Annotated in this window: 20 protein-coding genes; 8 read left to right on the top strand and 12 right to left on the bottom strand. The window is 63.8% G+C overall.

The annotated features are described in order from the left end of the window. The first annotated feature begins 94 nt into the window (after nucleotides 1–94). Nucleotides 95–763: a transcriptional repressor LexA gene (gene lexA / locus VGH98_13745; GenBank protein HEY2377036.1), complete on the top strand. Its 669-nt coding sequence runs from the start codon at nucleotides 95–97 to the stop codon at nucleotides 761–763. On the opposite strand, the gene VGH98_13740 is transcribed toward lexA, so the two are convergent. From VGH98_13740 to trxA, 11 genes are all read right to left on the bottom strand, one after another. Further along, on the bottom strand, nucleotides 760–1629 hold the full coding sequence (locus VGH98_13740; protein ID HEY2377035.1) for a hypothetical protein: 870 nt from the start codon (nucleotides 1627–1629) through the stop codon (nucleotides 760–762). The genes lexA and VGH98_13740 overlap by 4 nt on opposite strands. Then, entirely contained in the window at nucleotides 1626–2810 is a 1185-nt protein-coding gene (locus VGH98_13735; GenBank protein ID HEY2377034.1) for an aminotransferase class I/II-fold pyridoxal phosphate-dependent enzyme, read from the bottom strand. The genes VGH98_13740 and VGH98_13735 overlap by 4 nt, the downstream gene beginning before the upstream one ends. Next, nucleotides 2810–3427 (bottom strand): fumarylacetoacetate hydrolase family protein, encoded by a 618-nt coding sequence (locus tag VGH98_13730; protein ID HEY2377033.1) that lies wholly within the window; start codon nucleotides 3425–3427, stop codon nucleotides 2810–2812. Before VGH98_13730 ends, VGH98_13735 begins: the two co-directional genes overlap by 1 nt. A gap of 24 nt (nucleotides 3428–3451) precedes the next feature. Beyond that, on the bottom strand, nucleotides 3452–6016 hold the full coding sequence (locus VGH98_13725) for a helicase C-terminal domain-containing protein (protein ID HEY2377032.1): 2565 nt from the start codon (nucleotides 6014–6016) through the stop codon (nucleotides 3452–3454). Between the two features lie 68 nt (nucleotides 6017–6084). Beyond that, entirely contained in the window at nucleotides 6085–7362 is a 1278-nt protein-coding gene (locus VGH98_13720; protein ID HEY2377031.1) for a hypothetical protein, read from the bottom strand. Beyond that, on the bottom strand, nucleotides 7359–9035 hold the full coding sequence (locus VGH98_13715; protein ID HEY2377030.1) for a hypothetical protein: 1677 nt from the start codon (nucleotides 9033–9035) through the stop codon (nucleotides 7359–7361). The genes VGH98_13720 and VGH98_13715 overlap by 4 nt, the downstream gene beginning before the upstream one ends. Nucleotides 9036–9102: 67 nt before the next feature. Beyond that, nucleotides 9103–12669, bottom strand: coding sequence for an Ig-like domain-containing protein (locus VGH98_13710; GenBank protein HEY2377029.1), 3567 nt, complete (start codon nucleotides 12667–12669; stop codon nucleotides 9103–9105). Further along, entirely contained in the window at nucleotides 12666–13427 is a 762-nt protein-coding gene (locus VGH98_13705; GenBank protein HEY2377028.1) for a DUF4159 domain-containing protein, read from the bottom strand. Before VGH98_13705 ends, VGH98_13710 begins: the two co-directional genes overlap by 4 nt. Next, on the bottom strand, nucleotides 13420–14265 hold the full coding sequence (gene rsmI / locus VGH98_13700) for a 16S rRNA (cytidine(1402)-2'-O)-methyltransferase (GenBank protein HEY2377027.1): 846 nt from the start codon (nucleotides 14263–14265) through the stop codon (nucleotides 13420–13422). The genes VGH98_13705 and rsmI overlap by 8 nt, the downstream gene beginning before the upstream one ends. A 5-nt stretch (nucleotides 14266–14270) precedes the next feature. Then, on the bottom strand, nucleotides 14271–15245 hold the full coding sequence (locus VGH98_13695; GenBank protein ID HEY2377026.1) for a hypothetical protein: 975 nt from the start codon (nucleotides 15243–15245) through the stop codon (nucleotides 14271–14273). A 180-nt stretch (nucleotides 15246–15425) separates the two neighbouring features. Further along, on the bottom strand, nucleotides 15426–15812 hold the full coding sequence (gene trxA, locus VGH98_13690; GenBank protein ID HEY2377025.1) for a thioredoxin: 387 nt from the start codon (nucleotides 15810–15812) through the stop codon (nucleotides 15426–15428). Nucleotides 15813–15868: 56 nt separating this feature from the next. On the opposite strand from trxA, the gene mce reads away from it, so the two are divergent. Beyond that, a complete protein-coding gene (gene mce, locus VGH98_13685; protein ID HEY2377024.1) occupies nucleotides 15869–16285 on the top strand; it encodes a methylmalonyl-CoA epimerase in 417 nt (138 codons plus the stop codon). A 28-nt stretch (nucleotides 16286–16313) separates the two neighbouring features. On the opposite strand, the gene VGH98_13680 is transcribed toward mce, so the two are convergent. Further along, entirely contained in the window at nucleotides 16314–16799 is a 486-nt protein-coding gene (locus VGH98_13680; GenBank protein ID HEY2377023.1) for a hypothetical protein, read from the bottom strand. A gap of 39 nt (nucleotides 16800–16838) precedes the next feature. Here VGH98_13680 and VGH98_13675 point away from each other — a divergent pair, with 39 nt between their 5' ends. The 6 genes from VGH98_13675 to VGH98_13650 form a co-directional block, all read left to right on the top strand. Further along, complete coding sequence (locus VGH98_13675) at nucleotides 16839–17591, top strand: pyridoxine 5'-phosphate synthase (protein HEY2377022.1); 753 nt, start codon at nucleotides 16839–16841, stop codon at nucleotides 17589–17591. 124 nt (nucleotides 17592–17715) lie between these two features. Next, the gene (locus VGH98_13670; GenBank protein HEY2377021.1) at nucleotides 17716–19524 is read left to right on the top strand and encodes an Hpt domain-containing protein; all 1809 of its coding nucleotides are present in this window, start codon (nucleotides 17716–17718) and stop codon (nucleotides 19522–19524) included. A 4-nt stretch (nucleotides 19525–19528) separates the two neighbouring features. Next, a complete protein-coding gene (locus VGH98_13665) occupies nucleotides 19529–20587 on the top strand; it encodes a lysylphosphatidylglycerol synthase transmembrane domain-containing protein (GenBank protein HEY2377020.1) in 1059 nt (352 codons plus the stop codon). Beyond that, nucleotides 20584–21498: a 4-(cytidine 5'-diphospho)-2-C-methyl-D-erythritol kinase gene (ispE, locus tag VGH98_13660; GenBank protein ID HEY2377019.1), complete on the top strand. Its 915-nt coding sequence runs from the start codon at nucleotides 20584–20586 to the stop codon at nucleotides 21496–21498. The genes VGH98_13665 and ispE overlap by 4 nt, the downstream gene beginning before the upstream one ends. Nucleotides 21499–21615: 117 nt before the next feature. Then, nucleotides 21616–22623 carry a LacI family DNA-binding transcriptional regulator gene (locus VGH98_13655; protein ID HEY2377018.1) on the top strand — a complete coding sequence of 336 codons (1008 nt, stop codon included), beginning with the start codon at nucleotides 21616–21618 and terminating at the stop codon, nucleotides 22621–22623. 67 nt (nucleotides 22624–22690) lie between these two features. Further along, on the top strand, nucleotides 22691–25596 hold a 2906-nt coding region (locus VGH98_13650; GenBank protein HEY2377017.1), incomplete at its 3' end, for a carboxypeptidase regulatory-like domain-containing protein.

Below are 25596 nucleotides of genomic sequence, written 5' to 3'. Positions count from 1 at the left end.
CCTCGCGAAGCGGTCGCTACATTGTCACGCCGCACGTGCCGTGTAACGCTTCCCGCCGCTTGGGGAACCACCCTTTCATTCAAGAGCGGGGCTCATGACGGAGCCACTCACCCAGCTCGAGAAGCGCGTCTATCACTACATGATAGACTTTCTCGCTGAGAACACTTATCAGCCGAGCATTCGCGAAATCGCGAAGCGCTTTCGCATCAAGTCAACAAAGACAGTTTCAGACTTGTTGCACGCGCTCGAGAGCAAAGGCTATATCCAGCGCGATGAATCGCGCTCGCGCGGCGTGCGCCTACTCGGCTTCGCCGCCGCTGGTCACACACAGCCCGTTCCGTACTATGGCAGAGTGCACGCGGGAGAACCGTCACTCTTGCCGGAGCATCGTAAGTATTTCATAACGATCGATCGTCGTTTCGTCCCGAGCGAAGATGTTTTCTTCGTGAAGATCAAAGGCGATAGCATGATCGGTCGCGGAATTCTCGACGGGGATTTCGTGATGGTGTCACCGTCGGCGCGCGCGAAGGACGGCGACATGGTCGCCGCGCGCATCGGTGAAGAAGCGACAGTGAAAACGTTGACGCATCGCGGCGCGACAATCGTCCTCGAACCCGCGAACGCCTCGGAACGCGCGATCGAAGTTGGACCAAGGTCCGACTTCGCGGTGCTCGGCGTGGTGTGCGGTGTGTTCAGGCCGTTCTACGAAGAGGAGCCGCCGCCGACATTCATCGACGAGGAGCCACAGCAGCCGATCAGTTAGCGATCGCTGCCCTTTCCGTCCGCGGCGACTGTCTTGTCCTTGTCCTTCTCGCGACGCTCTTTCTCTTTGCGCTCGCGAATGCGGCGCACGGCATCGCGGAACTCGTCCTCACTGATGGACTGCTGGGCGTGGAGGCGAATGTCGTTGTACATGAACGCCCGGCTTCGCGCTTCGATCGGCGACTGACCGCTGCCGATATTGAGCGGGAGCGCGGCGAGAATCGCGTTAGGTATCGTGAACTTGCCGAGGCGAATACCCGTGGGATCCCAGCCCCACTTCTGACCATCGGCGGTTGTCTTCGTCCAGTCGCCTGGTTGACGCCCGGGATGATCCGCTGCGTACTGCGCTGAGTCGAAATAGACGCCGAAGGCAGCCATCACAACCGAATCCACTTTTTCCGCGGCGGTGCGCTGCGTAGGTACGAACGGACCAGGCGCGAGCGGAATGCGTGGATCCGGCGCGGCTGGCTCCACGCCGGTAGCAATCCCAGCTGGCGCTCCACCGCTGCCGCCTGCCTTACCGGAGACCGCACCGGAGGTCGAATCCTTGGCAGGAGCTGGTGGAATTGTGGTCGGTATGAATGCTGGGGCCTGAAGAGGCGCCGGACGTCCCTTCGCCGGAGGCGTGGTAGCGGAACGCGAGCCGTTGCCAAACTGTTCACCGCGCGGCAACACCATGTACTGGAGCCGCTCGGTTGTGCGGTCACGATCTTTCGGGAGACCGATGAGCTGCCCGAGAGGATATCGGAAGGTGATGGCGGCGAGGGCGAAGATGATCAGGACGTGAACGGCAACCGAGAGCAGCAGGGAACTGCCGCGCTGCTTCTTGTTCATCGTCAGATTCAGCCTCTCGCGCTGTGGCTTCACGCAACCTCCGCCATCAGATTGGCCAACACTCTTCCTGCGCGACGCGCCGCTTCGGCAATGCGATGCGGCGCTGTAATGAAGGATACGCGAAAGAAGCCTTCTCCGCCCGCCCCAAATGCAGATCCGGGCATGATGACTACCCCTTCGTCCTCCAAAAGTCGCTCAGCGAAGAGTCCGCTCGGGACATCCTCTGGTAATCGTAGCCAAAGATACATCGCAGCCTTCGGAACGTCACACCCAAATCCGGCATCCCGGAAAGCTCGTACCGCGGCGTCGCGGCGCTCCTTGAATGCCGCGACATTTCCTGGGACGAAATCCGCCCAGCTCCGTAGGGCTGCCACTCCGGCGGCCTGTACCGCCATGAATTGGCCAGTATCAACGAAAGATTTGACCTTCGCAAGCGTCGCACAGATCTCGGGGTTTGCGACCGCCCACCCGCACCGCCACCCAGTCATGTTGTAGGTCTTCGAGAGCGAGTGGAACTCGATCGCGATCTCACGCGCCCCATCGATCTGAAAGATGCTGGGCGGTACGTAGCCGTCGTACGCCAGCTCCGAATATGCGTTGTCGTAGACCAGCAGAATGTCCAGCTCGCGGCACCGCGCAACGACGCGCTCGAGGTACTCGACCGGCGCGATCGCCGCCGTTGGGTTGTTCGGGTAGTTCAAATACAGAATCCGCGTCTTCTGCAGTATGTCACGCGGAATCTCGTTCAGATCGACTAAGAATTCTGTGCGAGGGCGTAATGGGTACCGGTACGGTTTTGCGCCGGCGAATAGTGTTCCGCCCTGGTACGCGTTGTAGCCTGGCTCGGGAATAATCGTGTAGGTGCCCGGCTCGGCGTAGGCGAGCGCGAGGTGTGAAATGCCCTCCTTCGATCCGATCAGCGGGACGATCTCCTTCAGCGGATCAGGGCGGAAGCCGAATCGCTTTTCTGTCCAGGCAGCGATTTCGTCGCGAAATGGCACGTAGCCAAGCCCGAAGCCATAGCGGCTCATCAGCGGATTCTTCGTCGCGTTGGTGAGTGCCTCGACGGCGGCCGCCGGTGGCGCGAGATCGGCATCACCAGCACCGAGATCGATGACGTCGAGCCCACGTTCGAGCAGCTGGCGCTTGCGCTGTGGAATGGTGGCCAGCGGGTATTCGGGCAGTGTCTTGAATCGCTCGGCGTGTTTCGGCACTAGCCTCCCGCCTTCACTGGATTACGCACCCGACTCACCCCAACGATCTCGACTTCTACTTCGTCGCCATCCTTCAGGATCCCGACGCCAGATGGAGTGCCGGTCGCGACGACATCGCCGGGTTCGAGTGTCATGACGTTCGAAACGTAGGCGAGCACGTCAGGAATCGAGAAGAGCATTTCCGACGCCGACCCGCGCTGGCGCTCCACGCCATTCACTCTTGTAACTACTGTGAGTGACGACAAATCGTTTGGAACGGCACCAACCTCACCGATTGGGCAGAACGTGTCGAAGCCCTTTGCGCGCGTCCACTGTGAGTCGACGCGCTGAAGATCGCGCGCGGTGACGTCATTCAAGGCGACGATGCCGCGAATCGCCGTCTTGGCGTCGCGCGACGAAGCGTGCCGCATTCGCTTGCCGATGATGAGACCGATCTCGCCTTCGTGCTCGACCTGCGTCGATTGCTTGGGTAGCTCGATCGTCTCACCGGATGCGATGATGCTCGACGGCGGCTTGAGAAAGAACAGCGGCTCTTTGGGAATCTCGTGGCCGAGTTCTTTCGCGTGCTCGGTGTAGTTCCGGCCGATGCAAACGATTTTGGAGGGTTGTGTTGGCATGCTTTTGAGTCGCGTGGCGTCACTCTAACAAGGGACAGTAGATCCTTCGCTCCGCTCAGGAAGACAGGACGCACTGAAAAACGCTCTGACATCCTCAACAACCTCGCGCCACGGGCCGATCTTGCGGCGAGCGCCTGGCAATCCTTCCAACAACCCACGCCCGTATGTCTTCGTCACGATGCGTGGATCCGCGATGACTACGACGCCCCGGTCTGTTCCGCTGCGAATCAATCGCCCGAATCCCTGCTTCAATCGCAGCGCTGCGTGGGGCAGCATGTAGTCGACGAACGCATCGCCTCCGCGCGCTGTGATCGCTTCGCAGTGTGCGGCCGTCACCGGCTCGGTTGGGACGCGGAACGGTAGCTTCGCCAACATCAGCGCGCGCAGCGCGTCGCCAGGGACGTCGACGCCCTCCCAAAACGATGCCGTTCCGAGGAGCACCGCGCGACCCGATTCACGAAAGCGGGCAAGAAGGGCGTCGCGCGGTTCCTCGCCGTGGACGAGGAGTGGCCAGCGACGATCCGCGCCTCGCGCACGCAGCTCCGAGGCCATCGCACGAACGTCACGATGGCTGGTGAAGAGCACGAACATTCCTCCATCGGCCGCAGCGGCAAGATCCAGGGCGAGTCGCGCGGCCGCCAGCTGGTGACCGGACGCGTCCACGTTAGGCGCGGGCACGTCCGTCGCGATAGCGAGTAGCGCCTGCTCCCGGTAGCGAAAGGGCGAAGGATAGAGACCCGTCCGGAGCGAAACGTCAGGTTCGGTAAGACCGAGGCGGCTTGCGAGGAATCTGAAGTCGGCGGCAGGCGCACTCGCGACGTCTCGTAAGGCGTTCCGCGCGCTTGCATTGGCGGTGAGCGTGGCGCTCGTCACGATGGTGGTAACGTTGCGCTTGAACAAATCCTCACGTAGCACCGGCGCGAGGTCGAGCGGCACACTCGTGACGGAGGCGGAACGTTCCCTTCCCTTTGCTTCGATCCATCTCACGGTAGCGTCACCAGGCGGGGGGTCGAGCGCCTGGAGCAATGCGTCACCCGCGAGCTGGAGACGTCGAATCACCGCGCGCAGCTCGTTCATCAGCGGCGCGAGCTGCTCGTCGAGACGCGTGCTGCCTTCGATACGCTCTCGAACGAGCGCCAGACCTTGATGCAGGAGCTGGATCTCGCCAAGCGTGTCGTCGAGAGCGCGGCGCAAGCCAGCGTCCCAGATCCGATCATTCTTGAAGCGGTCGGTAAGTCGCAACACCGGCTGACCCGACTCGCTCAGCAACACTTCCAGCAGATCGAAAACGATCGAGCTCTTGTCGCGTACCGCGCCGACAGCGGGCTCGAGACGCGCATGGACGAGGTCGAGGCTCGCGGTGCTGAGCAGGTCGTCGCTCGCCGAAAGGCGACCGACGAGCGCGGGGAGCAGTCCGCGGCCGCGACGCTCGAGGCGATTGAACAAACGCTGAAGTGAGCGTCGTGTCGCGGTCATGCCAAGGTGCGCCGCGGCTGCGTCCTCGAGATGATGCCCCTCGTCGACGACGAGACGCGAGTACGCCGGCAGTACCGCCGCCTCTTCCCAATTGTTCGACGCCCGCCGGACGGCGACATCGGACATGAGCAGATGATGATTGACGACGATCACATCGGCCTGTGCCGCCGCGCGACGGGCCTTGTAGAGGAAGCACTTGTCGTACAGCGGGCATTTGAGTCGCAGGCAGAGATCCGGTTCGGCCGCGACTTCGTCCCAGAGCTCGGATCGCGGTGGCGTCGGAAGATCACTCAGTGAGCCGTCGCTCGTACGCTCGGCCCAGTCGGCGATCGATTGCAATTCGTCGCGCTGTCCGTCGTCGAGCAGGCTGCCTGCCGATGCGCGCGCCTGCTCGAGCCGCTGCAAGCAGAGGTAATTGCGCCAGCCCTTGAGAAGGGCGAAACGAACGCGTTGGTCAGAGAGCGCCTCCGCCAGAAAAGGTAGATCTTTTCCGACGAGTTGCTCCTGCAGGTTGATCGTGTTCGTCGAGACAATGGTGCGCTGGCCGTTGGCTGCTGCCCAGCGCAGCGCGGGCACCAGATATCCGAGCGACTTCCCGACGCCGGTGCCAGCCTCCAGCAGTCCAACGCCGCCGCCGTTGAAGAGCCGTGCAACCTCGACCGCCATCTCGCGTTGGCTGGTTCGGTCTTCGTACCTCGTTAGGTGTACCGCGATCGGCCCGTCGCGGCCAAGATCGCGGTCGATCGCGCTCTCGTCGAGGAGCGTCTCTTTTTTCGCACGCGGGACTTCGACGACGACATAAAGCTCGGTCGCGAAGTTGTCGACGATCCCGAAGCCGATTCCGTCGTCGTGGATACGCGCGGCGATCTCGAGGTCCTGATTGGATGGCTCGAGGACGCCGGATGGATGGTTGTGGATGAGCATCTCGCCACGCTGCGCGAACCCCGGCAGGGCGAGGACCTTCCCGACGTCCCCCCGCGCGGCAACGCGCGCGGACTGCACCACCCCATCCTCATCAACTGCGCAAACGAAGCAAACCTCGCGACCCTGGGCGAGTCGGATCGCGGCTTTGATTGCGAGGGCGGCCTTGGGCGAGAGGCGGTCAGTTGCCACGGCGCAATATACCGAAGAAGCACCGTAAGCGGGACCTTTACCGTCCTACTGAATCACTGCGGGCCTGGTCAAGTCTTCAAGGGCTTCTTCTTCGCGGCCGGGAACAGCACGTTGTTCAGAATCAACCGGTACCCCGGGGAATTCTTGTGCAGCGACAGATCCGTCGGCGCATTGCCGATGGCATGCTGGGGGTCCTCCGGGTCGTGACCACCATAGTACGTCCACGTGCCCTTTCCGTAGTCGCCATGGAGGTATTTGACCCACGGCGCACCCGGCTCCTCGGCGAGGATGACGTCGCCGGGCTTGAGCACGGAGCGATTGAAGCTCGTCGTCACGCCGTAGAAGTCGCTGACCACGGAGCGATGATTCTGGACGAGCATCGAAGGCACCGGATCGAATTTCGCCGAAAAGTTGAAGAGCGTGAAGGTGCCGAGGGGCTGGCGTCGGCCCGGCACGTTCACCTGATGACCGTCGATGTCGCTCATCGAGTTCACGAACGGCGAGTGCTCGAGATGGGCATCGCGGAACGCGAAGCTGCGCTTCCAGTCCATCTTGCGATCGGCGTCATCGTCCATCGGCGTGCCGTCGATATAAGCAGACGCTAAATCGACGTCGTGGCCCGCGATCGCCAGCTCGAGCGTCTCGGTGGCCCCGCACATCGCGAATAGAAAACCGCCCCGCTCGACGAATTGCCGAATCTTCTCTGCCACGTCTTTCTTCAGCGCCGGGATGTTGGCGAAGCCGAGACGTTTCGCCGCGGTCAGATTCTGCTGCATCAACTCGATAAACCACGGCGCTTCCCGGTACGTCAGATAGAACTTGTTCAACTGCCCCGTGAAGTCTTCATGGTGCAGGTGCAGCCACTCGTACTTCGAGAGATCGCCGTGCTCGACCTCGTCGTCGTAGATGCGCGTGTACTCGATACCCGCGTACTTGAGCGCCAACGTCACCGCGTCGTCCCACGGGAGCGCTTCGGGCGGCGAATAGACGGCGATCTTCGGCGCCTTCTCGAGCGGCACCGATTCCATATTGCTGTTCGCGATCTCGCTCCGAATTCCGCCAAGCTGCGCGTCGTCGATCGCTTCGGTCGTCACGCCGGCCAGGGCCGCGCGCTTGCGCAACTCCGGGGTGTCGGGAATCAGGAACGACCCGCCGCGATAGTTGAGCAACCACTCACCACTCAGACCATCCTTGAGGACGTTGTAGACGATGCCGTAGGCCTTGAGGTGATCTTGTTGGGAGTCGTCCATGGGAACGAGCAGCCGCTGCGCGACGAGCGCCGGCACGGCAGCGAAGGAAAGAAGCAGCGCGACGATGACGCGCCGGGTGAATGAGAAGTTGATCATGTTGTCCCAGGAATGCTCGCCCGCGCCAAGTCCAGCTCACGGCGTGCCTGCGGCACGAGAGCGCTCTGCGGATAGGTGAGAATGAGGTGCTCCAATCGCCCCACTGCGCCCGCTGAATCGCCGTGCCGTCGAAGCGCGCGCGCCCATTCGAGCTCCGCTGACGGTGCCTCCGGTGTACTACTCTGCTGCTCGACGATACGGCGCCACAGCGCCATCGCCTGCGCGTCGTCCCTGAGCGCGGCACGGAGCTGCGCGGCGGTCGAGAGCAGAATCGACGTCGCGTCACCGCTGGCTTGCCGCTCCGCCGCCTCCGCGAACGCCGTCGCCGCGCCGACGGTGTCGTTTCGCGCGAGAAGCAGGAACGCCTTGCCTAACGCTGGTGCGCTATCGGCGTGGATGCGTGCGATGATCGCGAGCGCGCTCGCCAGCTCGGGCGTCGTCTCCGTACTCGTGCGTAGGAGAACGCGCGCCGTGCGGAGGTTGCCCTCATACAGAGCGAGCCAACCCGCCGCATCGCTCGAGTCGCCTTCGGTGCCCGCAGTCGAGAGCGAGGCCCGCGCGCGGGCCATGTCGCCGGAACGTACCCAGCCGAGTGCCACCGCGCGGGTGAGGGCGGTTCGAATACCGGGTGTGAACCATCGATCGAAGCGTTCGACAAGCCGCTCGGCGGCTGCAGGTCGTCCGATCATCGCCAGCGCTCGTGCCTGAAGCGGCACGGTCGTGCGCGCCGCGCGCGCCGAGTCGGCGATCGGTGCATCGACGGGCAGAAGCGCTAACGCCGTTCCGGGATCGGCCGATCGCACCGCCGCGTTGGCCGCGCGCAGGGTGACCTCGGGTGTGCGCCGCCATCGTAGTGCCGCGACCAACGCGTCTCGCGCCAGCGGCCAGCGTTCCTCGCCCTCGGCGCGCGTGGCGAAGTCCGTCCATGCGGCCGCGCTCGCGCTGTCCGGCGGAAGGTCTTTCAGCGCGAGCCAGCCGTCGGTCGGTGAGCCCCAGCCCATCTCCAGACCGGCGAGTGCACGTCGCGCCGTCACGTCCACGGGTGACGAGAGCAGTACCTGCCTAACGCCATTCCGCGTCCCCACGGGCGTCGGCATGAGTGCGTAGATGGCCGCTTGCTCGAGGTACGGCGATGGCGCGAGCGCCAATCGCCACGCCTGCGCGGATTCCTCCCACAGGCCCATCGCCGCGCGCAGTTGCGCGATCTCGAGCTGCAGGTCGTTGGTCGAACCGAGCGCCTCTCGTGCCTGACGAATCACGCTATCGGCGGACGCGGTGAGTCCGCGCTGCAGCAACAGTCGCGCGTATTCGCGGTACGGGGATGGATCGCCCGGCACCTGCTTGACCCAGCGATCGATCGCGAGGTGAAGGTCGTCCTCGCGGCCGAGTGATTGCAGCGTGCGCAGCTGCACGCTGCGATACACCGACTCGTGCGGATTGCGTCGAATGAGCGTATCGAGCGGAGCGAGCAACGAGTCGCTCCATCCGAGCTCGGCGTACACGCGTTCGAGGCCAAGCAAAGCGCTCACGGCGCTCGACGTGCTCAGCGCTGTTCGAAAGAGGGGCGCCGCCTCCTTGTACTTTCCCGCGCTCTCGAGCTCGAGCGCCTTGTAGAACGCCGTGGAGTCTTCGCTGCGCTGAGGGTAGAGCGCAGAGAGTGGAGCGCAAGCCATCAATACGCAACACAAGGCGAAGACACGTGGCATAACGCTCAGCGCTCCGCTTTCCACCCTCCACGCTTTACGGCTTCTGTTCATTGATGCGCTTGAAGTAATCGAGGATCGCCCGCCGTTCGTCCGCGGTGAGTCCTCGCAGCTCGTTCCAGTTCGGCTCGCGGAACTTCGATGCGTTCTTCCCTGTCGCATCGGTGTTCGTGGGCGCGAACACGTCGTCACCCTTCGCGGCCTTTGCCTCCCGCTTGTTGCTGTCCTCACGCTCGTCTTTCTCGAGCGAGCGGCCGGCGTCCAACAATCGTCGGAAGAGCTGCTGTTGCCGCGCGAGCGTCGTTCCATCGATGCGGCCTCCCTCCAGCGCGTCGGCCAGCTGCCGCGCTTCCTTCGCCAGTTGAGCGGCACGATCACCGCCAGGGCCTTCGCCCATCTCGTCGAGCTGCTGCGCCACGCTTCGCTGCTGGCGCGCGAGCGCGCGCGCGGTCGCTTGCATCTCACTCGACATCTGCCCACCGGGCATCGGCATGAGCCCCTGCGCCTGGGCATTGATGGATCCTTGCTTCTTGGCCATCTCCTGCAGCTGTTGCAGCATCTCGGCGAATCCGGACGCGGACGACGCCGTGTTCACGCGTTCGCGGTCGCGCGCGAGCGACGCTGCCGCACGGTTGAGTGATTCGGCGGCCTCACCTAACGAGCTCGCGGATTGCGACGAGCCACGCTGGTCTGTCATCTGCTGCGTTGCCTGCCCCACCTTTTGCTGCGCCTCGGCCATCGCGCGTTGCGATCGAGCGGAGAGGAGCGAGGACTTCTGCCCGGCTTTCTGCATGCGCTGCGCGGCTTCGTCGACGCCCTGCTTCACCGCGCTCTGCTGGCCGCGCATCTCGTCGGCCTTCCCATCGCCGGAGCGCGCCTTCTGCTCCATCGCCGACTCTTCGCGCGCCATCTGCAAGAGCTCCTGAATCGTTTGATCGAGATCGCCCGTGAGCTCCTTCTTCCACTCCGAAACCTGCGCATCACGCGCGTCCTGCATCGCCTGTGCTGCCTGCTCCATCTGGCTGGCGGCGTCGCGCGCGCTCTCCTGCATCTCGCCACCCTGCTGCCCGGATTGGCCGCGCTGACCCGACTGACCGGATTGACCCTGCTGCCGGCGCTGGCCCTGCGCACCGCTGGACTGCTTGCCATTCTGCGCCTGCGCGCTGGCTTGGCCCTGTCCCCGCTGCTGATCACCACCCGCTTGCGTCTGCGAGCTCTGCCCCGACTGGCGTTGCTGCGCCGCTGACGAGCGCTGCTCGTTAGGCTTGCCGCTCGACGCTTTCAGCGAGTCGCGTCCGTTTTGTTGCTCGCTGGCAGCGGACTGATCCCCAGCAGCCTCTTTCATTTTCTCGGCGGATGCTTCACCGTGCTTTCGCGCCTCGTCAGCGCGCTTTGCGCCCGGATCTGCCTTCTCGCGCGCGAGCCGCTCCTGAAGCTTCCGCACGTCGTCGCTGAAACGGTCCGACCGCTCGGCGAGCTGTCGCGCCTGGTTTTGCTGCGCCTCGCTCGCGCTGTCGCGCTTGGCCTTCGCGCTGTCCGCAAGCTTCCGTTCACGATCGGCGATGTCCTTCGCTTCGTCCTTCAAGGTCTGCATCGCGCCCTCGAAGGCGGCGCGCTTGAGCATTTCCGCACTTTTCTCGAGTTGCTCGCGCAATCGTTGTTGCATCGCGGCAAGATCCTTCATTGCCTGACGAGCCTGATCGCCGGAGAGCTGTTGCGCCGCGTCCTCGAGCTTCTTCATTTGCTCCATCAGCTCGGGCGTCAGCGCTTGACGCAGCAATTCCTGCGCGTCGCGGAGCTGGCGCGCCAAGCTGGTATCCAGCGCGCCCGCCTGTTTGAGCTGCTGCTCGAGACTCTTCGCCTGCTCTTCGAGATTCTTCACACGGTCGGTGAGCGCGCGTTGTTCCTTCGCGACGGCGCGCGCCTGCTCCGCCGCCTCATAGCTCATCGAGCCCTGTTGTCCGCCGTTCGCCTTCGATTCCGACGAGGACGCGTTGTCGCCGTTGCGCGTACCGTTTGCCCGCTGGCCGCGATCACGAGCGGCGTCATCGGTGCGTTGTTCGAGAGCGCGCTGCGCAGTCGCCGTCGCCTGCGCCTCACGCACCGCCGAGTCGGCGGCATCGCGCGCCATGGCGCGGCGCTCCTCCATCGTTGGAATCTTGAGGAGCAACTCCCGGCTCTCGCCTTTCTGCGCCCACGGTGAGTTGTCGATTGCCACAACCTTCACGTGCAGCGCGTCACCGGGCTGAAGCTCACGCGGAGCGAGATCGAGCATCGCCGAGCCGTTCCAGAGCGTGGATTGCGGTCCCGAGAGCATCTGAACGAGCATGGGCTGCTGCGCACCATTGCCCTGCTTCCAGCTCTGCAGTTCCACGCGCGCGATGCCGTGATCGTCGCTCACCGTTAGGCGAAGTGGAATGCGGTCGCCGCCGGCAACGAGGGTGTCGGCAGCCGGAGATACGAGCTCGACGCGCGGCGCCGAATCCGGTACGACCTCGAGCTCGAGCGGGAGCGGCACGTCGCTGATCGGACCGAACGGACCCACGGCGCTCCAATTCCATTTGGCGGTCTGCGTCGCCGTGAAGCGGCCGCTGAAGGCATGACCGTTGGGGTGCAACTCGATCGAATTCTTCGGGTTCACGAGACGGACGCCTTTCAGTTCCGTCGACGCACGGCCGGAGATCTCGACGATTGTGCCCTGTGGCACGCGCGCCGGCTCGCCGACAGGAAGTCCTTCGGGTGCCCGTCCGAGATACTCGGGATACGTCGCGTGCATCGAGATCGCGCCGACAAACGGCCGATCCGTGACCCTAACGACTGCGGTGTCCGTCGACGCGCGGCCGTCGGAGACGACGAGCGTGAGCGCGCCGCGCATCGCCCCGATCTCGGTGCGTGCAATACCGTCAGGTGACACCGCGATCGACGTCGTGCGCCATCCCTCACCAGTCGTTCGCTGCGCCAACGTCACCTGCGATCGGCGCGGCGCGACGATTTCCAGCTTCAGTTCCTCGCCGCGCATCACTTCACGGGGCAGACTGCGGAACTCCAACTTCGGCAGGAGCGTGCCGTTCCATGCCTTGACCGGAAGCAGCAGCGCGAGCAGACCGTCGCCGAACACCGGTGTCAAGCCGCCGAGGAGCGCGATACTGATCGCGGCGGCAGCGAAGGTGCGACCCGCGTGCCGGCGCGCGGAACGTCGCGACGTCGGCGCGAGATTCGGTCCCGCGCCCCGGAGCCTGTTCGACATTTCCGTCGCGGCGTGACGTCCCAGCGCGCCACGGTCAGCCACCTCGAGCGCGCCTCGTAAGGCACCGGCCCGCAGCGCTTGCTCGCGCTCGATCGTCGCCGCCATGCCTGTTCGAGTCACGTCGCCGCGCAGCCGTCGCCAGCTCCAGACGATGACCGACATATCCAGCGCGCCGACAACCAGCCATACCGCGAACGGCGCGGAGCGCGGCAGGGCAATCCAGCGCGCATTGCCGAGCAGGAGCACGCCGAGCGCCAACACGACGAAAGTGACGGCGAGCGCAAGCGACACGCCCGCGACGATGTGCAGGCGTCGGAGGCGTGCGCGTTCTCGTTCGACGAATTCGAGTGGCGTCATGGCACCGGTCGACTCGTTACGGCGTAGACGAACAGGTTCACGCCCATGCGCAGCGCCGCTTCATGCAGCGCCGGCGGGTCGTGATAGACCTCGTAGTCTTCCCAGCCATTTCCCAGATCGCACGACCAATCGTAGAAGACCGCGAGACGATCTCCAATGAAGATGCCGAAGCCGCGCGCCGGCTTACCGTCGTGCTCGTGAATCTTTGGTAAACCTTTCGGAAAGTCGTAGACGATGTGGTAGATCGGATGCGACAACGGAACGTCGACCAGCTCACGGTCGGGAAAGACGCGCTTGATCTCCCGGCGGAAGCTCGAGTCGATCCCGTAATTATCGCTCACGTGCAGGAAGCCGCCGCGCATGAGATACTCGCGCAGACGCACGACCTCTTCGTCACTCAAGCGAATGTTGCCGTGACCGGTGACGTGAAGGAAGGGATAATCCCAGAGCTTGTCGTCCATGATCCGAACCCGCGCCTCGACCTTGCCGACATCGAGCGAGGTCCGTTCCCGGATGGCGGCGAGCAGATTGGGAAGGCTCGACGGATTCGCGTACCAGTCTCCGCCGCCGTCGTACTGGAGACGCGCAATAGTCAGACGCGCCGGTGGCCGAGAGTGTAGAGCGCTGTGGGAAGAGCGCGGTCCGGCGGCGGCAAGGAGACCGCCGCTCAGCGCGAGAGCTCCAACGCCGATAGCGATGCTTCTCGCTCTGCGCGCAACGCTCTGCGCTCCGCGCTCTTTGCTCCGCCCTCTACGCATGCTTCTCCTCTTCCACAATCGCGTACGCCTTATTCCGAGGGACGCCAAGTTCCGCGACCAGCTGAGCGACCACGTCACGTGCGCTCCGGCCCTCGGCCGCGAGCGCGCGCGCACGTGCGCGCACATCCGATTCATCCACGGCACACACATCGGCGCCTGCGAGCACGATCACGCATTCGCCTTTCGGAGGCGTGTCCTTGTAGTACGCGCGGAGCGTACTCACCGTTCCCCGACGCACCTCTTCATACTGCTTTGTCATTTCGCGGGCCACCGCGATCTTTTTTTGCCCCGCGCCGTGCTCTTCCAGTTCACTGAGCGTTTCGGCCAGCCTCGTCGGCGCTTCATACAACACGGCAGTATGTGGCAACGATACGAGCTCGGCGAGCGTCGACGCGCGCTCGCGTCCCTTGCGCGGAAGAAAGCCAAAGAATGTGAATCGCTCGGCGTCGATTCCCGACGCGATCAACGCCGGCAACAAGGCGGAGGCACCGGGAATCGGAATGACGATGATGCTCGCGTCGATGGCAGCCGAAACGAGTCGCGATCCCGGATCGGAAAGCAAGGGCGTTCCCGCATCGGAGATCAGCGCGAGATCGTCGCCCCTCCGAAGACGCTCGATCAATCCCGGTGTTGTCTTCGCTTCATTGTGTTCGTGATACGAGCTGACTGGCGTTCGGATCTCGTACCGGTTCAGCAGCGTCCGCGAGTGCCGCGTGTCCTCGGCGAGGATCAGCGACGCCGCGCGCAAAACGTCGATCGCTCGAAAAGAAAAATCCCCCAAGTTTCCGATGGGGGTACTGACGACATAAAGTCGACCGGCGGCGACCGACGCGCTCACCCCATCTAGGATACCCTCCAGGGAAGCTGATCGTACAGCCCGGCAGACTGGAACATGTGCCGGCGATCCCACGTCAGCTCTTTGATCAGCTGTTCCGGCGGAAGCACATCGTGATCGACGGCAGCCCAAATGACTTCTTTCATCCATGCCGCCATCGCCTTCGTGAGTTTCGCCGTCTCCGTTACCGGGTCGCGAGCCGGGCGCCCATTGAACGAGAATCCTTCGAGAGAATCGTGCTCGGTGAGCAGATTCTGACGCGCTTGCTCGGCGATCGCTGGCGCACCTTCCTTTCCCTGCGCGATGAGACGTTGGACGAGCCCCGTAGCGAGCTCGCGGTATGCTTGCACAAGCGCGGGCGGAGCTTGCTCGGGGAGCGTCGGCATCTCGGGCCAGCGCTGAAGCTTCGATCCGCTTCGTCCTTCGCGTGCGAACAACTTGGCAACGCGATCGACGAGCGTGCCCTGATTGCCCGCGGCCATGAACGCGCGCTCGACGTTTCCGTTCTTGAAAAGCAGATAATTCACGGTCTCGTCAGCAATGATTTCGATCGATCCGTCGAACGTGATCGCCATGAGATACGGAAAGAGCACGGCCGGATCGGTGACGGCGAGTCCGTCGGGCCACGCCTCGGACTCACGAGTCTGGGCGATGAACATGCAGGCGAGTTGCGCCTCGTCCGCCTCGTGAAAGCAGATGTCACCGTACTCGGGCTCCGTTGGCACCATCTCGAGCGCCTTCGCAATAGCGATGACGCACGAGCCACTCTTGTCGCGAATCGTTGCGTTCACGACCTCGCCGCGCTGCATGTAAAGCGTGACGAATTCCTCTGGCAGCCAAATGGCGACGTAGCCCGAAACGCGCGCGGACCGATCGCGCTTCGCGTCGGTCAGCAGGTTGCGGAGGTGGATGTACGCGAGCCGGGTGCGCGGCAGCAGCACGCGTGCGTGCGGATACCGGAGACCGGCTACATGATGGTGCATCGCGGAGCAGAGGAAAAAGAAGAACGCCTGGCCGCGGACGTGTCGGCCCAGGCGTTCTCAGGCCCCTAGGTCCGCCACCAGCGGCACCTTAGGGACGCTCGACTCCGCTATCAGGAAACGCCGGTAGTTCTGAATTGCCAGGTGCTAGGTGCTAGCACTGCCGCCCCTACTGCGTCCCGCCTATGCACCGCGCTCCGCGCTCTGAGGAGCGGCATGCTGCTCGAACTTGGATTGGATCATGTTCTTCGGCACCGCGCCGATGATCTGATCCACGACCTTCCCGTTCTTGAAGAACAACAGCATCGGGATCGATCGGACGTTGAACCGGGACGCCGTCTTGATGTTGGCGTCGACGTCCATCTTCGAGATTTTGACCCGTCCCTCGTACTCGACGGAGAGTTGATCGAGGATAGGTGAGATGATTCGACACGGGCCACACCAGGTCGCCCAGAAATCGACGACGGAGAGACCGTCGTGCTTCTCGACCTCTTGCTCGAAGGTCGCGTCGGTGACCACTACGGCGTTGGACATGCTCGGCTTTCTCCTCCTTGCCTGTGAGGGCGAAATTCGATCGTGTCGCCCCGCTTTAAGGTTAGCTTTTCCTGACTTCAGCCTTCGTAATCTTGCCCAAATCGTCCTTGCCCCGCTCTGGAGCTCGCCTTGCCCACATTGGCATCGCCGTGCGAGACCTCGAGGCCCTCACACCATTCTATCGCGATGTGCTCGGAATGGACGGCCTTTCTCTGGATGACGCGGATGGGGCCAGAATCGCCGGTTTTTCCGCCGGGGAATCGCTGGTCGAGCTCCTCGAGCCGGCGGTCGATGATTCACCCATCGGCAAATTCATCGCCAAACGTGGCCCGGGGATCCACCACCTCTGTTTTGCGGTCGACGACCTTTCGGCAGCGCTCGAGCGCTGCCGCGCCGCGGGTATCCGGCTGATCGATGAAAAGCCGCGTATCGGTGCCGAAGGCAAGCCCATCGCTTTCCTCCATCCATCCTCCACAGGCGGCGTCTTGATCGAGTTGACCGAACGATGAACTTGGGTTCGGCTGACCAAGTTCGCGACTAGCGACCCTTGGCTCTGCAGAAGTCGGTTAGCGGCTCCATGTCGAACGCTCGAACATACCACCGACCGCCAGGGCCGGCGACCGCGTAGAAGTTCGATGTGCGGGCCAGATTGCCGCGGCGGAGCTGCACGGCAACGACCCGCTCGTTGTTCGGGGCCTGCGCGTCGCTCAGTACTTGATGCGTGTCGTGCGTGAGATAGCAAAGCATCACCAGCTCGCGCTTTTCCATCTCCTCGCGCGGAATCGCGCCCGTATCGCGGACCGATCCATCCACTGAGCCCCATGCTGCCGAGAGTGCCTGGAGATCCTGACTTTTCGCCGCGTCGAGAAACGCGAGGACGGCACCTCTCGCGTCGGCCGCTCCAGTCGTATTTCCTGCCGGAGCAACGGCCGGCATCGGCGCGGTCGTCGTGACCTTCGACGGCGATGTCGCGCACGCCGATGCGAGCGTTATCGAGACGAGGGTCAGAAGAGTTAACTTCATGCGATCTCCGTGGAGGGAAGGCGCCAGCCCAAGATAATCATGCTCAAGCATCAGCGGCTGTACATCAACGTCGACCATGTCGCCACCGTGAGGCAAGCCCGGCGCGGAACAGAACCCGATCCCATCGAGGCCGCACTGCTTTGCGAGCAGGCCGGCGCCGACGGAATCACGGCGCATCTCCGCGAGGATCGACGGCACATCCAGGACGCCGACGTCGAGCAACTCGCAACCGGCATCGCGACGGTCTTCAACCTCGAGATGGCGTGCACCGACGAGATGCTCGCGATCGCGATGCGTTTGCGGCCGCATCAGGTGACCCTCGTCCCGGAGCGCCGTGAGGAGATCACGACCGAGGGTGGGCTCGACGTCCATCATGATCCGGAGAGATTGCGCAAAGGCGTGGCGCGGCTCAATGACGCCGGGATTCGGACAAGCCTCTTCATCGGGCCGCACGCCGATTCGGTTGAGCGTTCCCGCGAGCTCGGTGCCGCCGCCATCGAGCTGCACACCGGCCAGTACGCCCACTGCGCCGGCGATTCGCAAACACTCACCGCGCTGCAGGACGCCGCCCGACTCGGTGCTCGCCTCGGTCTCGCCGTTCACGCAGGACATGGCCTCACCGTCGCCAACGTCCGTCCCGTCGCCGTCATCCCCGAGATCGAGGAGCTCAACATCGGCCACTCGGTGGTCAGCCAAGCAATCTTCGTCGGCTTGCTGCAGGCGGTTCGCGACCTCCGCAACGTTATGGACGAGGCCCGAGCGTCGTCAGATGGGCTAAGGGGTAGGGGCTAGAGATTAGGGCTAGGGCCGCAGAGCTTAGTGCTTAACGCCGTCCCAGAGTCTCGCGCCCTGACTTCAATCCCCAGTCCCTAATCCCTAGCCCCCAACTCCTCTCGATGGCCGGCCACCGCCCTCAATGACGAATCCGACTCCTACCTCGGGATTCCTCGACTTCTTCATCCTGGAAGCGAGCGAGTACGTCGAGTTGCTCGACGGGCTCTTGGCGCGCGCCAACGCGACCGGTGGGGGCGCGCCGGATGCGGAAGCGATCGCGCGTAACGCACGGGCCCTTCGCGGCAGTGCGACGATGGCCAAGCTCACGCCGTTCGCCGAGCTGGCGACGGCGCTCGAGCGCGTCGCGCGAGGTCTTCGCGACGCCACGGTCGCGTGGTCGCCCGCAATCTCGGGAACGCTCGTCGCCACGATCGACGATCTGAAGATTCTCATTCGGTCGGTGCGGTCGTGGGCGGCGGGCGACGATCAGCGCGCCGCGAACCGCACCGCGGAACTTGCCCGCATCGCGCCGGCAGCGACGCCGAGCGCGTCGTCCACACCCGCCGCTGCCACGGGCGGCGGTTTCTTCGCGGCGGAATCGTCGAATATCGCCGCGGGACTCGAGCTACTCGCCACCAGGCCTAACGATCGGGATGCCGCGGTGAAAGTCCTGCGTCGAGTGCGTGCGATGCGCGGTGTCGCCGGGATCAAGGACGTCACGCCGCTGTCGGAAGTGATGGCAGGAGCGGAGCTCGTTGCCAAGCCACTGGAGCTGGGTCAGGGACCGCTCGACGCAGACCGAATCGCGTTTCTCCGTGCGGCCGCCGCACTGCTCCGACACGCCGCTGCCGCGCTGCGTGAGGGCCGTCCCGCGGACGCATCCTCGGCAGAGCGCGACGCGTTCGTCGACGCGCTCGCGCGCTTCGAATCGAAAGAGCAGGGCGCGAGTCGTATCGTCCCGATCACCGAGCTGTTTTATGCGGACGGGGGCCCCCACGTCGTCAGTGCGTCTCCGCATCCGCCGACGACGCCTGCCGAGCGTTTTCGACTGGAGGTCGTGAGCCAGGGGGAACATCTGCGCGGGCTCGTCGCCGAGGCGCGGCGCGCGAAGGACGCGCCAGCTCAGGATCGAGTCCGGAGAGAGCTGCGCCACGCGCTGGCCGCGCTGCGCAGCGATGCCGAGAGCTTCGCCGAAGAACAGGTGGCGGAGCTGATCGGTGCGCACTTCGATGCGGTAAAAACTCTCGATTATCTCTCGCTCAACTCGCTCGAGGCGCTCGCACAGGCGTTGGCGAGTCCCGGCCTGGAGGGCGAGCGTCTCGCGTCACAGTTGGCGGAGCTCAAACTGGCGCGGCAGGTCGACTCGGGAATCGGCGAGGGGTTCGCGGCGGTACCGACGAGCAGTGTTGCGAGCGCACCGCCGTCGAGCGCCGCGCCTCCGAGCGCACAGATCCCCGCTCCCGCGCGGCAGGCTCCGGCGCCATCATTCTCCTCGACCTCACCGACGCCGGTGATTACGCCACGCATTCGCGCCGACGCGAGTCTGGCCACGGCGGCTGCCTCGCTCAATGCTGCCAATCAGCCTCGGAGTCCCGTGAACAGCTCCGTTCCTTCGACGCCGTCGCCACTGCCGCCTTCGCGTCCGATATCGAGTGCTCCGCGGAGCCGGACGCCGATCGGCGCACAACGTGTTTCGACACCACGCGACACGATGGCGGTGCTCGATCAAGGCATCGACAGTTTGAGCTCGATCGCCGCGCACCCGATGAGTGAGCCAGTGGACATCGCCGAGCAGCCGCTCGTGCCGATCGATGCGTTGCTGTATCGCGGCCGCGCCGCGATCGAGCGCGCCATCGAGTTGCGCGAGCAAATTCGTCGCGGCGGTGGAGACGCCAACGACGAATCGATGGCCGAGCTGTTCGATCTGCTGGATCTCGCGCTAGCGGAGTAACTGCATGCGATTTGGCTGGCGGGGCGCGCTCGGCATAGTGCTGAGTCTCGCGCTCCTTTGGTATGCATTCCACGATATCGAGTGGCAGCAGGTTGGACTCGAGATTCGTCGCGCGAATCTGTGGCTCTTGTTGCTGTCGGCGGTGGCGGCGACGGGAATCTTTCCGCTGCGCGCGCGACGCTGGCGCACGATCCTCGATCCCGTGGAGCCGAATCTTCCATTCGGACCGCTCTGGCGAGCGACCGCGATCGGCATGATGGTGAGCAACATCCTACCGGCGCGGGCCGGCGAGCTCGCACGCCCGTATGCGTTGTCTCGCGAAGTCGATCGCGTGTCATTCTCGGCGGCCTTCGCCTCGCTCGCCGTCGATCGGGTCTTCGACTCGTTGATCGTGCTGCTGCTCATGCTCACGGCGATGCTCCTGCCGAGCTTTCCAACGGGCGCGGCGGCATCGGTCGCACGCCTGGCGCTCGGCGGCGCGGTGTTCGTCGCCGGCGTGATCGTCGTGCTCTATCTGATCGTGTTCTTTCCGACCCAGATCATTTCGCTGTTCGAGTTGTTCGCGCGGCGCGTGGCGCCGTCGTTCGAGTCCCGCGGGCGCACGATTTTGGTGGCGTTCGCGAGCGGTCTCAGCGTGCTTCGCAGCCCGAGGCGCTTCGCCGCCGTCTTCTTCTGGGCGCTCCTGCACTGGCTCCTGAACGCGCTCGCGTTCTGGATCGCGTTCGTCGCCGTCGGCATTCACGCGCCATTCGGTATGGCGATGTTCACGCAGGGTATCATCGCGATCGGCGTCGCCATTCCATCGAGTCCCGGCTTCTTCGGGACGTTCGAGGCCTTCGGAAAGCTCGCGTTAGGCGTGTACGGGTTCTCGCAGACGATCGCGCTCACGTGGGCCGTCGGCTTTCACTTGTTGTCGTTCATTCCGATCACGCTCATCGGTGCGTACTACTTTGCACGAGCGGGTCTGACGTTCGCCGAGTTGAGCAAAGTTGGAAGCGCGGGAAGCGGTCCGGACGTACGCAGCGGGAGCAGCGACAAATCGATCCAGCCGCCGGCTGCATGAGTCGCATCGCGCGAGTAGCGGCGCAGGCGAAGGTGAATCTGCTGCTCCGCGTCCTCGCTCGCGAAGAAGGCGGCTATCACGCGATCGAGACGGTTTTCCTCCGGCTCTCGTTAGCCGACCGCGTCCTCGTGCGCGTCGGCGACGACGTCCGCGGCCGGTCGCTCGACATCACCGGTGACACGCTTCCGGAAGGCGGGCTCGGACCGACAGAAAAGAATCTCGCATACCGTGCGGCATGTGCGTACGCGAATGCGACCGGTTGGCCGTCGACGTTCGCGATCGAGCTGACGAAAGAGATTCCCGCCGGTGCAGGACTCGGCGGTGGTAGCGCGGATGGCGGCGCGGTGCTGCGCGCGCTCGACGCGATGTCACCCGCACCGCTCGGACGCCGTCTCGCCGAGCTCGCTCCGTCGCTCGGCGCCGACGTCGCGTTCATGACGATCGACAGTCCGATGGCGCTCGCATGGGGACGGGGTGACCGCCTGTTGCCGCTCCCCGTTCTCGCACCGCGACCAATTGTTCTTGTCATGCCGGGCTTCGCCGTGTCGACGAAGGACGCGTATGCATGGCTCGCGCATGATCGCGGCACGTACGAAGCGCAAAGCAGCGTGCTGCAACCGAGCGAGCTCGATACGTGGGAGGGACTGGGCGCCGTCGCCGCGAATGATTTCGAACCGGTCGTGAGCCGGCGTCATCCGGAGATCACCGCGTATCTCGACGCGCTGCGTGGTGCCGGCGCGCTGCCCGCGTTGATGAGCGGATCCGGTTCTGCGGTGTACGGCGTATTCACGGAGCCGGAGCGCGCTGTCGAAGGGGTGATGTCGGCGGCGCAGGCCTGTCCGGAGATGGGCACGCGGGGTGTGGTGGTGTGGACGGCGAATCGTGTGGAGCGGGTGGAGACGGAATCGTGACGCCGCCTTGACAGTTCGCCGCCCCACTGTAAACGTTTCCAGTCGATAGGAGCAGGCCGCGCTTCCCTCACGGGGTGATCCCGTACGCCTCCGCGTTCCCGCACCCGTTCGGCCACGATTCGCGACGTCGCTCGACTGGCGAAAGTTTCCGTCGCCACGGTTTCGCGTGTGCTCAACGACAGCGGACCGGTGAGCCACGACGCGCGCCAGCGCATCGAGCGCGTCGCGTCGCGTCTCCAGTACGCACCGAATAGCGCCGCGCGCAGTCTGATTACCCGGCGCACCCATACAATCGGCGTGTTACTTCCGGACCTCTACGGAGAGTTCTTCTCAGAGGTGATTCGCGGAATCGATCTCGTGGCACAGGGCAGCGGCTACCATATGTTGGTGTCGAGCTCACACTCGGAGCAGCAGGCGCTCGAAGCGGCGCTCGGCGCGATGCGCGGCCGCGTCGATGGATTGATCGTGATGTCGCCAGATCTGGATCAGGAGACGTTGCGCTCGAGTCTCGCGGCGTGTCCGGCGGTCGTGTTGCTCAATTGCGCGGCGCGCACGCCGGGGTTCGACGCGATCAAGATCGACAACGTTGGCGGCGCGTCGGCGATGACGCGCCACTTGTTAGGCATGGGTCACCGCCGTATCGCCTTCATCCGCGGTGCGGCGGGGAACGTCGACGCGGAGGAGCGGCGGCGCGGCTATCGCTCGGCGCTCAAAGCGGCGCGCGTGAAGGCCGATCCGTTGCTGGAGATCGACGGCGACTTCACGGAAACGGGCGGCTACCGAGCGGCCAAAGCGCTGTCCCGATTGTCGCAGCGACCAACGGCGATTTTCGCGGCCAATGACTCGATGGCCATCGGCGCGTTGAGCGCCCTGCGTGAAGCGGGGGTCTCGGTGCCGGAGGAGATCGCGGTGACGGGCTTCGACGACATTCCAATCGCGCAGTACACCAGTCCACCTCTCACCTCGGTGCGCGTGCCGATCATCGAATTGGGCGAACGCGCGACCGAGCGGCTTGTGGAGTCCTTGAGCGGCGACCGGCGCCTGCGCCGGCGCTGCGAGATCCTGGCAACGACGCTCGTCGTTAGGCAGTCGTGCGGCTGCACGGATGGACGAGTAGTCGAATGATGGGCATGGCGACGCGCTCGGCGGCTCGCGCGCGGTCGTCGTTTTCACACTTCGGGAGGTTCGCTTCATGACACGAAAAACAGGAGTCGGTCGCTTCATGCTACTGCTCGTGGCTGCACTGGCGTTCCTCGCGCCGGCGCGACACGGCGCTTTCGCCCAGACGACGACGGGCACGGTCCGGGGCACAGTAACCGGGACGGGCGGTGCGGCGCTGAGCGGCGTGCAGATCGCGGCACGTAATGTCGAAAGCGGCGTTCCGCGCGCGGCGACGAGCCGTGACGATGGCACGTACATTCTGCCGGGACTCACGCCGGGCGCCTACGACTTCACCGTTCGGCGGATCGGCTACTCGCCGATCACACGGCGCATCGTCGTTCAAATCGGCGCGACGCAATTCCAGGATTTCAATCTCTCAGCGCAGGCCGTGACGCTTGGAACGGTTGCCGTAACCGCGGCACCCGCACCGGAGATGCGGACGTCGGAGGTTGCGACAAACGTGACGCAGCAGCAGCTCGAGAACCTGCCGACGACCTCACGGAATTTTCTCGATCTGGCGGCGCTCTCGCCCGGTGTCATCGTTTCGGAAGACCGCATCAACCCGGTCAACGGGAACCTCGCGGTCAAGACGATTTCCGCCGGTGGTCAGGCGCCTAACTCCATCAACCTCTTTGTCGACGGCACGAGCCTGAAAAACGACATCACCGCTGGCGGAATCGCGGGTCAGGATGCGAGCCGCGGCAATCCTTTTCCACGGAGTGCGGTACAGGAGTACCGCGTCATCTCTCAAAACTTCAAGGCGGAATACCAGAACGCATCGAGTGCTGTCATCACGGCGACGACCAAGTCTGGCGGCAATACGTGGAGCGGCGATGCGCTGCTCAACTTCCAGAACAAGAACATGGTCGCGCTCGACAGCTTTCAGAAGAAAGACAAGAACCTGAACCCGGCGACGTTCGTGAAGCCCGATTACAAGCGCACACTCGGCGCGTTGAGCCTTGGTGGTCCGATTATCAAGGACAAGATGCACATCTTCGGTTCATATGAAAGCAACATTCAGGATCGTGTGAATCGTGTCGCTGTTGCCACACCGCAGGTTACGGCCGGCGCCTTTCCGGCGCTCGATTCAGTGAACGTCACGAAATACAACGGCAGCTTCGGGTCGCCATTCCGCGAGCAATTATGGTTTGGAAAACTCGACAATTCCTTCACGGAGAATTCCACGGGCGAGATCAGCTTCAGCAATCGCACCGAGACTGACCTTCGTGATTTCGGCGGTCCCACCGTTCAGCAGGGCGCGACCGATTTTCGGCAGAATGTGAGCATCGCCCAGGCGAAGAACACCTACGTCCGCGGCCCGATGCTGAATGAAGCCAAGCTCGCTTTCACGTACTTTCGGCGGAATCCAACGGCGGATAATCCTGATCTGATCAAGCGGATCTACACATACCCCGGCGGGAATGCCACCCTCGGCAGCTACGACAGCGACCAGGATTTCAAGCAGCGTACGATCGAGCTGCGCGACGACATCACGTATACGGGATTCCGCTGGTCCGGCGAGCACGTATTCAAGTCCGGTCTCAGCCTCGACTTCGTCCGCATGTACGGCATCAAGGACAACAGCCGCATTCCGACGTTCCAGTACGCAGCGACGGCGAATACGGGAAACGGTACGCAGACGTATAACTACAACACACCATTCCAACTCAGTTATCAGACCGGCGATCCCAACTTCAACTCGAACGACACGCAGGTCGGCGCATACATTCAGGATGATTGGACGCCCGTCGAGCGTTTGACGTTGAATCTGGGTATTCGCTGGGATCTCGAGACGAACATGTTGAATCGCGGCTTCGTCACGCCACAGAATGCCGTCGACACCGTCACGAAGTACAACAACCAGCTCGCGAATCCCATCAACCTCAGCGATTACATCAGCAACGGGCACAATCGCAACCCGTTCTATGGCGCGTTCCAGCCGCGGGTTGGCTTTTCGTACGCCATCGACAAAGCCAACCGGACGACGGTCTTTGGCGGCTGGGGCCTCTACTATGACCGCATCCAGCGCGACCTCTACGCCACGGACGAGACGCAGAAGATCACGCACCCTGCGTTTACGGTGAATTTTGCGCCGCGAGGCGTCGCGCCGGTGGCTGGTCAGGTGGCGTGGAACGACGCCTACCTAACGACGAATCGCGCGGTGCTGGATCAGCTGGTGCACTCGTCGGGACTTCCGGAGATCTGGTTCATTCAGAATGACGCAAAGGTGCCGCGCTCGCAGCAGGCGAATCTCGGTGTCCGGCACTCGTTTGGTCGGTGGGCGACGACGGTCACGTATGCCTACTCGCACGCATACGACATGATGGCCCTGAATTGGATGAATTGCGGCGTCAATGGGAACGGCTTCGGCGTCACTTGCAATGGGCCAGTGCCAGGGTCGTCCCCGGCGCGAGGCATCAACCTGAACGCGCTTGGCTTTAACAACTTCATCTACTCGACGAACGATAAGCAGACGTGGTACAACGCCCTCCTGCTGCAGCTCGATCGACCGTACGCCAAGGCAACTCCGCACAGCATCGGCTGGGGAGCTGGCCTCTCCGGGAGCTACGCGTCGCGCGACCTCAAGGGGGCCGATAACCCGGGCGACGACTTCGATTTCCCGACGTCGGCGAGCATCCCGCGACATCCGTCGAATGACGAAAAGTACCGGTTGGTCGGGAATTGGATTACTGACCTCCCATATGCGTGGGGCATCCAGTTCTCGGGGCTGCTGACGTTAGGCGGAAAGTACAAGCAGGACGTGGGTTGCAATACGCGTTTCTGCGCCTCGAACGACCTCAATCCATATGTACGTGGTGGCTTCACTGTCCCGGGAACGTTCCCGTATCAGAATGTCGACGTCCGCTTCCGAAAGGATTTCCCCAACCTCGGACAGCAGCGCCTCTCGTACGGCGTCACGTTCGATCTGTTCAACGT

Source organism: Gemmatimonadaceae bacterium, assembly GCA_036496605.1.
Lineage (GTDB): Bacteria > Gemmatimonadota > Gemmatimonadetes > Gemmatimonadales > Gemmatimonadaceae > AG2.
The sequence above is the reverse complement of the archived record's forward strand: the minus strand, read 5'-3'. Positions and strand labels throughout refer to the sequence as shown.

Coding starts and splice junctions, on each gene's coding strand:
- lexA (HEY2377036.1), top strand. CDS start 95: ATGACGGAGCCACTCACCCAGCTCGAGAAGCGCGTCTATCACTACATG.
- VGH98_13730 (HEY2377033.1), bottom strand. CDS start 3,427: ATGCCAACACAACCCTCCAAAATCGTTTGCATCGGCCGGAACTACACC.
- VGH98_13720 (HEY2377031.1), bottom strand. CDS start 7,362: ATGATCAACTTCTCATTCACCCGGCGCGTCATCGTCGCGCTGCTTCTT.
- VGH98_13715 (HEY2377030.1), bottom strand. CDS start 9,035: ATGGCTTGCGCTCCACTCTCTGCGCTCTACCCTCAGCGCAGCGAAGAC.
- VGH98_13710 (HEY2377029.1), bottom strand. CDS start 12,669: ATGACGCCACTCGAATTCGTCGAACGAGAACGCGCACGCCTCCGACGC.
- VGH98_13705 (HEY2377028.1), bottom strand. CDS start 13,427: ATGCGTAGAGGGCGGAGCAAAGAGCGCGGAGCGCAGAGCGTTGCGCGC.
- VGH98_13695 (HEY2377026.1), bottom strand. CDS start 15,245: ATGCACCATCATGTAGCCGGTCTCCGGTATCCGCACGCACGCGTGCTG.
- VGH98_13680 (HEY2377023.1), bottom strand. CDS start 16,799: ATGAAGTTAACTCTTCTGACCCTCGTCTCGATAACGCTCGCATCGGCG.
- VGH98_13675 (HEY2377022.1), top strand. CDS start 16,839: ATGCTCAAGCATCAGCGGCTGTACATCAACGTCGACCATGTCGCCACC.
- VGH98_13670 (HEY2377021.1), top strand. CDS start 17,716: ATGACGAATCCGACTCCTACCTCGGGATTCCTCGACTTCTTCATCCTG.
- VGH98_13665 (HEY2377020.1), top strand. CDS start 19,529: ATGCGATTTGGCTGGCGGGGCGCGCTCGGCATAGTGCTGAGTCTCGCG.
- ispE (HEY2377019.1), top strand. CDS start 20,584: ATGAGTCGCATCGCGCGAGTAGCGGCGCAGGCGAAGGTGAATCTGCTG.